The sequence below is a fragment of the Streptomyces sp. XM83C genome (assembly GCF_023072675.1).
In the GTDB taxonomy this organism is placed as follows: Bacteria; Actinomycetota; Actinomycetes; order Streptomycetales; family Streptomycetaceae; genus Streptomyces; species Streptomyces thermocoprophilus.
In genome coordinates this window covers 1-11,043 of the sequence record NZ_JALLGL010000205.1, presented here as the reverse complement: position 1 = coordinate 11,043, position 11,043 = coordinate 1, and the positions used below count along the sequence as shown (strand labels likewise).

The window sequence follows — 11,043 nt, the reverse complement described above, 5'->3', positions numbered from 1 at the left end:
GGGGCGGAGCGGGGGCGCGGGCGAGGCCCTGGGGCGCCGCACGGCCGTGGGCCCCGGCGCGGTGGGTGTGCGCGCCCCCGGCCGGGCGGTCCGGCGGGTCCGCCGCGTCACCGCGGGAGCGGATCATGGGAGACTCGCCCTCATGAGCGGCAAGGCGGACCCCCGGCCGGCGGGGGAAGGGACCACCCCCAGAGCGCGGTTGGACCGGGGACGCGGTGCACTCGGGCCCGCGCTGGAACTGGTGCACACCGGACGGGCACCCACCCGCGCGGTCCTCACCGCGGAGCTGGGCGTCACCCGGGCCACCGCCGGCGCGGTCGCCGCGGAGCTGGAGGCCCTCGGTCTGATCCGCGTCGACGCCCGGCCCAGCGCACCGTCCGGTTCCCAGGGCCGGCCCTCGCACCGGCTGAACGTGGCCGAGGACGGGCCGGTCGCGCTCGCCGCCCAGGTCCATGCCGACGGCTTCCGCGCCGCGCTGGTCGGTCTCGGCGGCCGTATCGTCGCCACCGCGCCCGGCTGCGAGACCGTCGACGAGGACCCCGCGAAGGTGCTCGGCTCGGTGGTGGAGGCGGGTGCGCGGCTGCTGCGCGAGACCGGGCGCCGCTGCGTGGGTGCCGGGCTCGCCGTGCCGTCGGCGGTCGCCGAACCGGAGGGGCTCGCCCTCAACCCCCTGCACCTGGCCTGGCCGGTGGGCGCCCCGGTGCGGGAGATCTTCACCGAGTGCGTGCGTGCGGCCGGCATCCCCGGCCCCGCCTTCGCCGGCAACGACGTCAACCTCGCCGCGCTCGCCGAGCACCGGCACGGTGCCGGGCGCGGCGCCCGCGACCTGCTGTGCGTGGCCACGGGGCACCGCGGCGTCGGCGGCGCGCTGGTGCTGGACGGGCGGCTGCACACCGGCAGCGCGGGCCTCGCCCTGGAGGTCGGCCATCTCACCGTCAACCCGGAGGGCCGGCCCTGTCACTGCGGCGGCCGGGGCTGCCTGGACGTGGAGGCGGACCCGCTGGCGCTGCTCGTCACCGCCGGCCGTGAGCCGGGCCCGGAGATGTCGCTGCTCCAGCAGGCCAAGGAGCTGATCCGCGACGAGTACGACGACCCGGCGGTCCGTACGGCCGTGCGTACGCTGATCGACCGGCTCGGTCTGGGCCTGGCCGGGCTGGTGAACATCCTCAACCCGGACCGGATCATCCTCGGCGGTCTGCACCGCACCCTGCTGGACGCCGATCCGGGCCGGCTGCGGGCGGTCGTCGCCGACCGCAGCCTGTGGGGCCGCAGCGGCGGGGTGCCCATCCTCGCCTGCTCCCTCGACCACAACAGTCTGGTCGGCGCGGCGGAACTGGCGTGGCAGCCCGTGCTGGACGATCCGCTGGGAGCACTCGGGGCCCGCTGAGGCCGTACGGGCACCGCCCGCCCTCGCCCGGGGCGTCCTGCCGGTCTCTCGCCTACAGCGCGGCCCCGCCGTCGATCACCAGGTCGGTGCCCACCAGGGAGGCCGCGGCGTCGGACGCGAGATACAGCACTGCCTCGGCGACCTCCCGGGTGGACGACACCCGGCCCAGAGGCGACTGCTCCTTCAGCCGGGCGTCGCGTTCGGCCTCGGTCTCCCCGGGCCGCACGGACATCGGGGTGTCGGACGGGCCGGGGCTGACCGCGTTGATGCGCACCCCGTCCGCGATGTACTCCAGGGCCGCGCCCCGGGTGAGCGCGGCCACGGCCGCCTTGCTCGCGCCGTAGGCGACCGCGCCCCGCGCCTGCCGGTGGCCGCCCAGGACCGAGGCGATGTTCACGATCGCGCCGCCGCCCGCCTGGGCGCGCATCCGGCGCACCTCGGCCCGCAGGGCGAGGAACACGCCGGTGACGTTGATGTCGAGGAGGGCGCGCCAGTCGTCCTCCGGCAGCTCGGCGAGCGGCCGGCCGCCGTGGAAGACGCCCGCGTTGTTCACGGCGACATCGAGCGAGCCGTACCGTCCGACGACGGCGTCCACCAGCCCTTCCGTCTCGTCGGCGCGGCTGACGTCGGCGACCTCGGCCGCAGCCGTTCCGCCGGCCCGCTCGACGAGCGACACGGTCTCCTCCAGCGGGGCCCGGGAGCGGCCGGCCACGACGACCCGGGCGCCCTCGGCGGCGAAACCGAGCGCGACGGCCCGGCCGATCCCGGTACCGGCGCCGGTGACGAGGACGGCGCGGCCGGAGAAGCGGTTGCCGGACACAAGGTCTCCCTTCCGGGGAGGACCAGCGTCGGTCCTTCCCGCGTACTGGATCAGAGATTCTGGATCGAACAGTCAAATAACGGGGCGCGGGAATGACAGCCGGGAGCGTGCCGCCGCTGCCGCTCGGCCCGCGTCAGTCCAGCAGCGTCAGCGCCTGCTCCGCCGCGTCGCGCACCCTGGCCGGGTCGCTGGAGGCCTTGCCGACGACCCGCAGACCCTGCAACAGCACCAGCAGCATGCGGGCGAGGGCCCGCGGATCGCGCTCCTTTGGCAGCTCGCCCTGCGCCTGGGCGCGCAGCAGCGCCGAGTGCAGCAGCGTCTCCAGGTTGGTCCAGCTCAGCTCGACGCGATGGGCGGCGTCACGGTCGTGCGGGGCCAGTTCCGCGGCGGTGTTGGTGACGAGGCAGCCGCGCGCGCGGCACGTGTCGTCGGCGGCCTCCGTGGCGAACCGGCGCACCACCGCCCGTACCGCGGGCAACGCCGGCCCCGGCTCGGACAGTTCACGCGTCAGCGGTGTGCAGTGCAGCTCGCCGTACCGGTCCAGCGCCTTCAGGTACAGGTCGCGCTTGTTGCCGTAGGTGGCGTAGATGCTCGCGCGGCCGATGCCCAGGTGCTGCACCAGGTCGGCCATGGACGTCGCCTCGTAACCCCGTTCCCAGAACAGCTCCAGCGCCGACCGCAGGACGGCGTCGGGGTCGAACTCCTTGGTGCGGGCCATGTCTCGACGATAGTCTTTTCGAGAACGACCGGTCAATAATCGGCCCTGTCATCGCATCGAGGAGCAGCCACCGCATGTCCGACACCCTCACCGTCGCCGTCCTGGGCACCGGCATCATGGGCGCCGCCATGGCCCGCAACCTGGTCCGCGCCGGACACACCGTCCGCGTCTGGAACCGCACCCGCGCCAAGGCCGAACCGCTCGCCGCCGACGGGGCGACCGTCATGGCCGGCCCCGCCGAGGCGGTGCGGGACGCCGACGTCGTCGTGACGATGCTCTACGACGGAGACACCGCGCTCGCCGTGATGCGCGACGCGGCCCCCGCGCTGCGGCCCGGCACCGCCTGGGTGCAGTCCACCACCGCCGGCCTCGCCTCCCTGCCCGGCCTTGCGGACTTCGCCCGCGACCACGACCTGGTGTTCTTCGACGCCCCCGTCCTCGGCACCCGGCAGCCCGCCGAGGCCGGGCAGCTCACGGTGATCGCCGCCGGGCCCGTCGCCGAACGCGCCAAGGTCGTCCCGGTGTTCGACGCGGTCGGCGCCCGTACCGTCTGGGCCGGCGAGGACGCCGCCGAAGGCGGGGCGACGCGGCTCAAGCTCGTCGCCAACAGCTGGGTCCTCGCGGCGACCGCCGCGACGGGGGAGACCCTCGCCCTGTCCGAGGCGCTCGGCGTCGATCCGCGACGGTTCCTCGAACTGATCGCCGGAGGCCCGCTCGACATGGGCTATCTGCACGCCAAGGCCGACCTGATCCTCGGCGGCCGGCTGACGCCACCTCAGTTCGCGGTGGCGACCGCGGCCAAGGACGCCCGCCTGATCGTGGCGGCCGGCGAGGCGAACGGAGTCACCCTCGATGTGGCCTCCGCGAGCGCCGCCCGCATGGAGCGCGCCGCCGCACAGGGGCACGCCGGCGAGGACATGGCCGCCGCCTACTTCGCCAGCTTCGACGAGCACACCGCGCGCTGAGAGGACAGACTCACCGGCAAAGCCCGCCCGAGGACAAGGAGACCCGCATGTCCCGACCGCCCCTGCCCCCGAAGGCCGTGGAACTGCTCGGCCGGCCCAACCCCTGCGTCATGGCCACCCTGCGCTCCGACGGCACACCGGTCTCCACGCCCACCTGGTACGTGTGGGACGACGACCGCGTCCTGATCAGCCTCGACGAGGGCCGTGTCCGGCTGGGACACCTGCGCCGCGACCCGCGCGTGACGCTCACCGTCCTCGACGGCGACAACTGGTACACCCACGTCAGCCTCGTCGGCCGGGTCGTCGAGATGTACGACGACGAGGGGCTGAAGGACGCCGACCGCATCGCCCGCCACTACACGGGCAACCCCTACGGCCGACGGGACCGCGCGCGGGTGAGCGCCTGGATCGAGATCGACCGCTGGCACGGCTGGGGCGAACTCAAGGACAGCGACCAGGTCGGCTGACACCGGCGCCGCCCGCCCGGCTCCCGCGACCGCGCGCCGCCGGGCACCGGGCGGGCGGCACTCACCACTGCCGCCCCCGCGGCAGTGCCCCCAGCCCCGGCGCCGACAGATGCAGCACCCGGAACACGTCCCCCTCCGCCTTCGGCGCGTCGTGCGCCCACAGGGAGAACCACAGGAGTTCCCAGTTCCGGGTGTCCACGGCAGCCGCCACGAGCAGCGCGCCGTCCTCGCGGGCCAGCCGGCCCGCCTCCGCCACGGCCCCCGCCGTCACCTCCGACAGCACCACCCCGTCCGGCACCGGCTCCCGTCGGCGCACGGCGAGCGCGGCGGGGGAGCCGACGGCGGGGCCGTCCTCGACGGCGAGCCCGCTCCACTGCCGTACCGCGGGCCGCCCGAAGTCGTCTGCGACACCCTGGAACGCACCGCCCCACAGGAAGGCGTTCATGCCCTCGCCGGTGTTCCACAGGTAGAACGGCGCGTACGCGTTGACGGGCGAGCCGTGCACCCCGCGCTCCCGCACCAGATAGGCCTTCGCACCCAGGCCGGGCCAGTTGTCCAGCAGATGCCCCCGGCGGGCCACCCGGTCCCGGACGATGCCCATGTCGTAGTCGGCGGGCAGGGTGATCTCGTACTGCATGGCGTGCAAGGAATGCCTCCCGAGGCGAAGAGAGATGCCGTGCGCGGGCGGGCCGCTACTCCGGGCGGAGCAGGGCGAGCAGCCCCCGCACCCCGGCGTCGAACGCCTCGGGGGAGCCCGAGGCGCGGGCGAGCACGTACCCGCCCTGCACGGTCGCGACGATCAGTGCGGCGATCTCCCCGGCGTCGAGCCCGGCCGCGAACTGCCCCTGTGCCTTGCCCTCTTCGACAAGTCCGGCGATCCGCTCCCTGATCCGGGCGATCGCCGCGTCCACGGGCGCCCGCAGCGCGTCGTCCGCGACGACGTCCGGGTCCATCGTCAGCCGCCCGACCGGGCAGCCGCGCAGCACGTCGCGCTCGCGCCGCAGATACGCCTCGATGCGCTCGTACGGCGAGCCCGGACCGGACAGCACCTCGTCGGCCTGGGCGAGCAACGCCTCCGCGGTGCGCCGGATCGCGGCCAGCGCGAGATCGGGCTTGCCCCTGAAGTGGTGGTACATGCTGCCCTGTCCGGCGCCCGCCCGCTCCAGGATCGCCCGGGGGCTGGTGCCCACATAGCCGCGCTCCCAGAGCAGCTCCCGCGTGGCCTCGACGAGCCGGTCCGCTGTGCTCATGCCCCGACTGTACATACCTGTAGGTACAGATGTGCATACCAGTAGGGACAGCAAGGGTGCGGGACACCGGGCGACTCGGGAGCAGCCGCGGCCCTGCCGCGTACTCCCCGCGTGGTACGCACACTGCCGCTGGCCGTACGACGACCCGGCACCCCTCGCGGCGGGAGTCTCGACTCATCACCGGACACGAGCAGTCAAGGAGATGACCGAGATGCAGACCCTCGCGCACTGGGACGGCGGACCCGGCCCGTGGATCCTGTTCCTCCCGCTGATCTGGGCGGCCGTCGTCCTCGGCGTCGTCACGCTGCTGCGCCGCACCGTCTGGCGCAGCCGCCGCGGCGGACCCGGCCCCGGCGGACGGCCCTCGGCCGCCGACGACTCGCCGATCACCCTCCTCGGCCGCCGCTTCGCGGCCGGCGACATCGACGAGGACGAGTACTGGCGCCGGCTGTCCGTCCTGGACGAGCAGTTCGGCCGTACGGGCAAGGGAGGCGCGGCATGACCACCGTCACCGCCGCACGCACCGCGGCACGTGTCGTCGACGCCGTGAAGGTGTACGGCGCCGGCGACACCGCCGTACGGGCCCTGGACGGGGTGAGCGTCGACTTCCCGGCCGGCCGCTTCACCGCGATCATGGGCCCGTCGGGCTCCGGCAAGTCCACCCTGATGCACTGCGCGGCCGGACTGGACACCCTCACCTCCGGCTCCGCCTGGATCGGCGGCACCGATCTGAGCACCCTCGACGACCGCCGTCTGACGGCGCTGCGACGCGACCGCGTCGGATTCGTGTTCCAGGCCTTCAACCTGGTGCCGACCCTCACCGTCGCCGAGAACATCACCCTGCCGCTCGACCTCGCCGGCAGCCCCGGCGACCCGGAGTGGATCGACGCCCTCGTCGACGTCGTCGGGCTGCGCGACCGGCTGCACCACCGGCCCGCGCAGCTCTCCGGCGGCCAGCAGCAACGCGTCGCCGTGGCGCGGGCGTTCGCCTCGCACCCCGACGTCGTCTTCGCCGACGAGCCGACCGGCAACCTCGACTCCCGCTCCGGGGAGGAGGTCCTCGGCCTGCTCGGCCGGACCGTACGGCACACCGGCCGCACCGTCGTCATGGTCACCCACGACCCGGTGGCCGCCGCCCACGCCGACGAGGTCGTCTTCCTCGCCGACGGCCGTCTCGTCGACCGGATGGAGAACCCCACCCCCGACCGGATCCTCGACCGGATGAAAGCCCTGGAGGTGCCCTCATGAATGCCTCCGTCCGCCTCGGCCTGACCTCCCTGCGCACCCACCGGCGCCGCTTCGCCGGCACGTTCCTCGCCGTCTTCCTCGGCGTCGCGTTCCTCACCGGCACCCTCGTCATGGGCGACACGCTGAAGGCGAGCTTCGACACCATGTTCGCCGACGCGACCAGCGGCACCGACGCCGTGGTCCGCAGCGCCGACGCCATCACCACACCGGGCGAGGCGCAGGGCGTACGACAGCCCGTCGACACCGCCCTCGTCCGCACCGTGGAAGCCGTGCCCGGCGTGGCCGCCGCCGCCCCGAACATCCAGGGCGCCGGCCAACTCGTCGGCGCCGACGGCAAACCCATCGGCGGGCAGGGCCCGCCCACCCTCGCCGGCAACTGGATCACCGACCCCGGCCTCAACCCCTACCGCCTGGCCGAGGGCCGCGCCCCGCGCGCCTCCGGCGAGGTCGTCGTCAACCGGGGCGCCGCGAAGAAGGGCAGCCTCCACATCGGCGACACCACCACGCTGCGCACCCCCGACCCGGTCCGCGTGACGATCGTCGGCCTGGCCACCTTCGGCGGCGAGGACGGCATGGCGCAGGTGACCTTCACCGGCATGACCCGGGCCGACGCCGAGAAGTACCTCACCGCCCGGCCCGGCCGCGCCGCGAGCATCCAGGTCCGCGCCGAACCGGGCATCGACCGGCGGGAACTGGTCGACCGCATCACCTCCGTGCTGCCTGCCGGAGTGGAGGCGATCACCGGGGACGAGTCCGCGCAGGAGAGCACCGACGAGATCTCCGCCCAGTTCCTCTCCGTCTTCACCACCTTCCTGCTGGTCTTCTCCGGCGTCGCCCTCCTCGTCGCCACGTTCTCCATCCACAACACGTTCGCGATCGTCGTCGCCCAGCGCACCCGCGACAACGCCCTGCTGCGCGCCCTCGGCGCCGCCCGCCGCCAGATCACCGCGTCCACCCTGACGGAGGCGACCGCCGTGGCCGTCACCGCGTCGGCCGCGGGCCTCGCCGGCGGCATCGGCATCGCGGCCGGGCTCCAGGCACTGTTCCCCGCGATCGGCTTCCCCTTCCCCGACGGCACCCTCGTGATCGGCACCCTGTCCCTGCTGCTCCCGCTCGCCGTCGGCATCGTGGTGTGCCTGGCCTCGGCGCTCGTACCCGCACTGCGCGCCGGACGCACCGCCCCCCTCGCCGCGCTGCGCGAGACGTCCGTCGACACCTCCGGCGCCTCCCGCACCCGCGCCGTCACCGGCGCCGGCATGCTGGCCCTCGCCGTGGCCCTCACCCTGGCCGGCGTCCTGATCACGCCGTCCCTGTGGTCGGCCGGCGGCGGCGCGGCCCTCGCCCTCGCCGGGTTCGTCGTCCTCGGCCCGGTCGCCTCCACCACCGTCGTACGGTTCCTCGGCGCACCCCTGGACCGGCTGCGCGGCGTCACCGGCGGCCTCGCCCGGCGCAACGCCCTGCGCAGCCCGAAACGGACGGCGGCCACCGCGAGCGCCCTGATGATCGGCGTGGCCGTGGTGTCCCTCTTCACCGTCTTCGGCGCCTCACTGAAGGCGACCATGGACCAGACCGTCTCCCGGTCCTTCGCGGGCGACGTCGCCGTCAGCACCCCGTCCTTCGGCGCGGGCGGCAGCGGCCTCAGCCCCGCCCTGGCACCGGCGCTGCAACGGCTGCCCGAGGTGGACACCGCGGTCGGCCTGGGCCGCGGTGTGGCGAAGGTCGACGGACACGGACGCGCCCTGACCGTGACCGACCCGGCCGCGCTGCGGCGCACCTTCGACCTGGGCGACGTCCAGGGCGACCTGAGCGCACTGGGCGGCGACGGCCTCGCCGTCGACCGCACCGAGGCCGAACGGCAGCACCTCACCCTCGGCGGCACCGCGCGCCTCACCTTCACCGACGGCCGCACGCTGCCGTTCACCGTCCGCGCGCTGTACGACCGGTCCGAACTCGCCGGCGAGTACGTCATCACACGCGCCGCGTGGGCGCCGCACCGCACCCAGGACGCCGACACCCTCGTCGCCGTCGCGTTCGCGGACGGCGTGAGCACCGCCGACGGCAAGGCCGCGGTGGAGCAGGTCGCGGCCCGCTTCGGCAACCCCGAGGTGCAGACCCGCGCGGAGTACGCGCAGTCCTCGGCGCGCGGCATCGACATGATGCTGACCCTGGTCTACGCCCTGCTCGCCCTGGCCGTGCTGATCGCCCTGCTCGGCATCGCCAACACCCTCACCCTGGCGGTCCACGAGCGCACCCGCGAACTCGGGCTGCTGCGGGCCGTCGGCCAGACCCGCGCCCAGCTGCGCGCCATGGTCCGCTGGGAGTCCCTGCTGGTCGCCGCGTTCGGCACCGCCGGGGGACTGGGCCTCGGGGCCTTCCTCGGCTGGGTCCTGGTCGAGGCCTCCGACGGCGCCTCCGACAGCGCGTTCGCCTTCGCCCTGCCGCCCGTCCGGCTGGCGGTCGTGGCCCTGGTGGGTCTGGCGGCGGGCGCACTGGCGAGCCTGAGGCCGGCGCACAGGGCGGCACGGCTGGACGTGCTGAGGGCCGTCGCGACGGAGTGAACCGCCTTGCGGGGGCAGGCAGCCACGCCTCTTCGCGGGGCCGACGGCTCATCGGAGCCGACGGGTGAGCGTCCCCGGGGGCGGGGGGCCGCATCCGGAGCGAACGGTCGGCGTCCGCGGGGCGGGGGCCGCATCCCGAGCGTACGGCCGGCGTCCCCGAAGCGACGGGCCGCATCCCGAGCGTACGGCCGGCGTCCCCGAAGCGACGGGCCGCATCCCGAGCCAACGGTCGGTGCCCTGGAGGCGCCCTGTAAACCGTCACCGCCCGGTCAGCCGACAACGGCGGACCGGGCGGGAGCGTGTGCGGGGGCGAGGTCGTCGGCCGTATGGCTGACGGCGCCGACCTCCACCAGCCGGGGTGCGGGCTCTGCCGTGACGATGCGCGGTGCGCGGGCCGGCCGGGCCGGCGCGGGCGTGCTCGTCGGCAGCGTGAACCACACCGTCTTGCCCTGGTCGCCGTCCGGCCGTACGCCCCAGCTCTCGCTGACGGCGGCAACCATCGCGAGGCCGCGCCCGCAGGTGTCGAGGGGCTCGGCGTCCGCCAGGACGGGCAGACGCGGATCGTGGTCGCGCACCGAGACGGTGAGCCGGTCGAGCAGGAGTTCCATCTCGACCGTGCACGTCTTGTCGGGCCGGGCATGCCGGTGGACGTTGCTGAGCAGCTCCGTCACACCGAGCGCGGCGCGGTCTATCAGGGGATCGAGATGCCAGTAGCGCAACTGCGCCGATACGATTCTGCGGACCTGGCCGATCCGCGACGGCAGGGCTTGGAGCTCCACCGTGCAGTGCCTGCGTGGGTTGCTGATCACGGCTGCGACTCCCCGACGTGAGGTCCTGGATGGACGTCCGGAAGAACACGAACAACGGATCGTCAGCAGGACGTCTGCGTGGAACTGCCGCCTGCTGTCGTGGCCGGCGGGCTGGTTCGCAGCGTTATCGCCGGTAAACCCTCAGTGACGTGACACCAGCGTGGACCAGCGTCAGGGCTCCCGCAACTCGCGGCGCCCCCGGCCCGGCCCGGGCCCGGGCGTCACGTCCGGCGCGGCGCGCACCGCGCCCGGGGCGCCGGCGCTATCCGCCCCGCCCGGCCGCTTTGCGTACGGCCTCGATGAACCGCCGCGCGGCGGGCGGCCCCGGCTCGCCGGGAGCGGGGTCGTGGTCGCCCAGGGTCAGCAGGTAGCGCTTGCCGTTCAGATCGGCCAGCGCCCGGTCCTCCGGCGCGAACCAGGGCCGCGACGCACGGACCGCCTGCACGGGCGCGCTGTCGATCTCACTGCCGTAGCTGGTGAGCAACTCCAGCCTGCCGCCGTTGATACGGACCTGCCCGGCCCGGGTGAGTGAGCGCAGTCGTTTGCCGATCCGCACGCCCTTGGCCGTGAACTCCGGCTCCGCCATGCCGCCCTGCCCCCTTGTGCGCGTGGGTCGCGGGTGTGCCGCCCGGAGCTGCCGCCCGGACGGCGTCCCGTCGGGTCTCGTGTCCAGGGTGCACCCAGGTGGTCCGGGGTGCCCCGGTGCGGTGCAGTCTGCCCGTGGACGGCGAGGAGCACCAGTGCGTACGTCGCCTCGTCCCGTCGCCGTGGAGGCATTCGCCCGAATGCGCCCCCCTGGACCCGGGCCCCCTCTCCGGCCC

General features: G+C 74.7%; 12 protein-coding genes. 6 read left to right on the top strand and 6 right to left on the bottom strand.

Going from position 1 to position 11,043, the window contains the following annotated elements; translation table 11 throughout:
• The first annotated feature begins 142 nt into the window (after positions 1–142).
• The gene (locus MTQ10_RS21355) at positions 143–1,387 is read left to right on the top strand and encodes an ROK family protein (RefSeq protein ID WP_247470770.1); all 1,245 of its coding nucleotides are present in this window, start codon (positions 143–145) and stop codon (positions 1,385–1,387) included.
• A 52-nt stretch (positions 1,388–1,439) separates the two neighbouring features.
• On the opposite strand, the gene MTQ10_RS21350 is transcribed toward MTQ10_RS21355, so the two are convergent.
• Both MTQ10_RS21350 and MTQ10_RS21345 read right to left on the bottom strand, forming a co-directional pair.
• Positions 1,440–2,207 carry an SDR family NAD(P)-dependent oxidoreductase gene (locus tag MTQ10_RS21350; protein ID WP_247470767.1) on the bottom strand — a complete coding sequence of 256 codons (768 nt, stop codon included), beginning with the start codon at positions 2,205–2,207 and terminating at the stop codon, positions 1,440–1,442.
• Positions 2,208–2,340: 133 nt separating this feature from the next.
• A complete protein-coding gene (locus MTQ10_RS21345) occupies positions 2,341–2,925 on the bottom strand; it encodes a TetR/AcrR family transcriptional regulator (protein ID WP_247470747.1) in 585 nt (194 codons plus the stop codon).
• 74 nt (positions 2,926–2,999) lie between these two features.
• On the opposite strand from MTQ10_RS21345, the gene MTQ10_RS21340 reads away from it, so the two are divergent.
• On the top strand, positions 3,000–3,890 hold the full coding sequence (locus MTQ10_RS21340) for an NAD(P)-dependent oxidoreductase (RefSeq protein WP_247470744.1): 891 nt from the start codon (positions 3,000–3,002) through the stop codon (positions 3,888–3,890).
• Positions 3,891–3,937: 47 nt separating this feature from the next.
• Complete coding sequence (locus tag MTQ10_RS21335; protein WP_247470740.1) at positions 3,938–4,357, top strand: PPOX class F420-dependent oxidoreductase; 420 nt, start codon at positions 3,938–3,940, stop codon at positions 4,355–4,357.
• A 61-nt stretch (positions 4,358–4,418) separates the two neighbouring features.
• On the opposite strand, the gene MTQ10_RS21330 is transcribed toward MTQ10_RS21335, so the two are convergent.
• Both MTQ10_RS21330 and MTQ10_RS21325 read right to left on the bottom strand, forming a co-directional pair.
• Positions 4,419–5,003, bottom strand: coding sequence for a DUF4865 family protein (locus tag MTQ10_RS21330; RefSeq protein ID WP_247470737.1), 585 nt, complete (start codon positions 5,001–5,003; stop codon positions 4,419–4,421).
• Positions 5,004–5,049: 46 nt separating this feature from the next.
• The gene (locus MTQ10_RS21325; protein WP_247470734.1) at positions 5,050–5,622 is read right to left on the bottom strand and encodes a TetR/AcrR family transcriptional regulator; all 573 of its coding nucleotides are present in this window, start codon (positions 5,620–5,622) and stop codon (positions 5,050–5,052) included.
• 196 nt (positions 5,623–5,818) lie between these two features.
• Here MTQ10_RS21325 and MTQ10_RS21320 point away from each other — a divergent pair, with 196 nt between their 5' ends.
• Genes MTQ10_RS21320 through MTQ10_RS21310 form a run of 3 tightly spaced genes read left to right on the top strand, consistent with a single transcriptional unit; the run spans position 5,819 to position 9,413 of the window.
• Positions 5,819–6,109, top strand: coding sequence for an SHOCT domain-containing protein (locus MTQ10_RS21320; protein WP_247470773.1), 291 nt, complete (start codon positions 5,819–5,821; stop codon positions 6,107–6,109).
• A complete protein-coding gene (locus tag MTQ10_RS21315) occupies positions 6,106–6,855 on the top strand; it encodes an ABC transporter ATP-binding protein (RefSeq protein ID WP_247470731.1) in 750 nt (249 codons plus the stop codon). Before MTQ10_RS21320 ends, MTQ10_RS21315 begins: the two co-directional genes overlap by 4 nt.
• The gene (locus tag MTQ10_RS21310; protein ID WP_247470727.1) at positions 6,852–9,413 is read left to right on the top strand and encodes an ABC transporter permease; all 2,562 of its coding nucleotides are present in this window, start codon (positions 6,852–6,854) and stop codon (positions 9,411–9,413) included. The genes MTQ10_RS21315 and MTQ10_RS21310 overlap by 4 nt, the downstream gene beginning before the upstream one ends.
• A 269-nt stretch (positions 9,414–9,682) precedes the next feature.
• Here the strand turns inward: MTQ10_RS21310 and MTQ10_RS21305 are convergent, their stop codons facing one another.
• Both MTQ10_RS21305 and MTQ10_RS21300 read right to left on the bottom strand, forming a co-directional pair.
• A complete protein-coding gene (locus tag MTQ10_RS21305) occupies positions 9,683–10,222 on the bottom strand; it encodes an ATP-binding protein (RefSeq protein WP_247470723.1) in 540 nt (179 codons plus the stop codon).
• A 262-nt stretch (positions 10,223–10,484) separates the two neighbouring features.
• Positions 10,485–10,808, bottom strand: coding sequence for a hypothetical protein (locus MTQ10_RS21300; RefSeq protein ID WP_247470720.1), 324 nt, complete (start codon positions 10,806–10,808; stop codon positions 10,485–10,487).
• Positions 10,809–11,043: the final 235 nt, after the last annotated feature.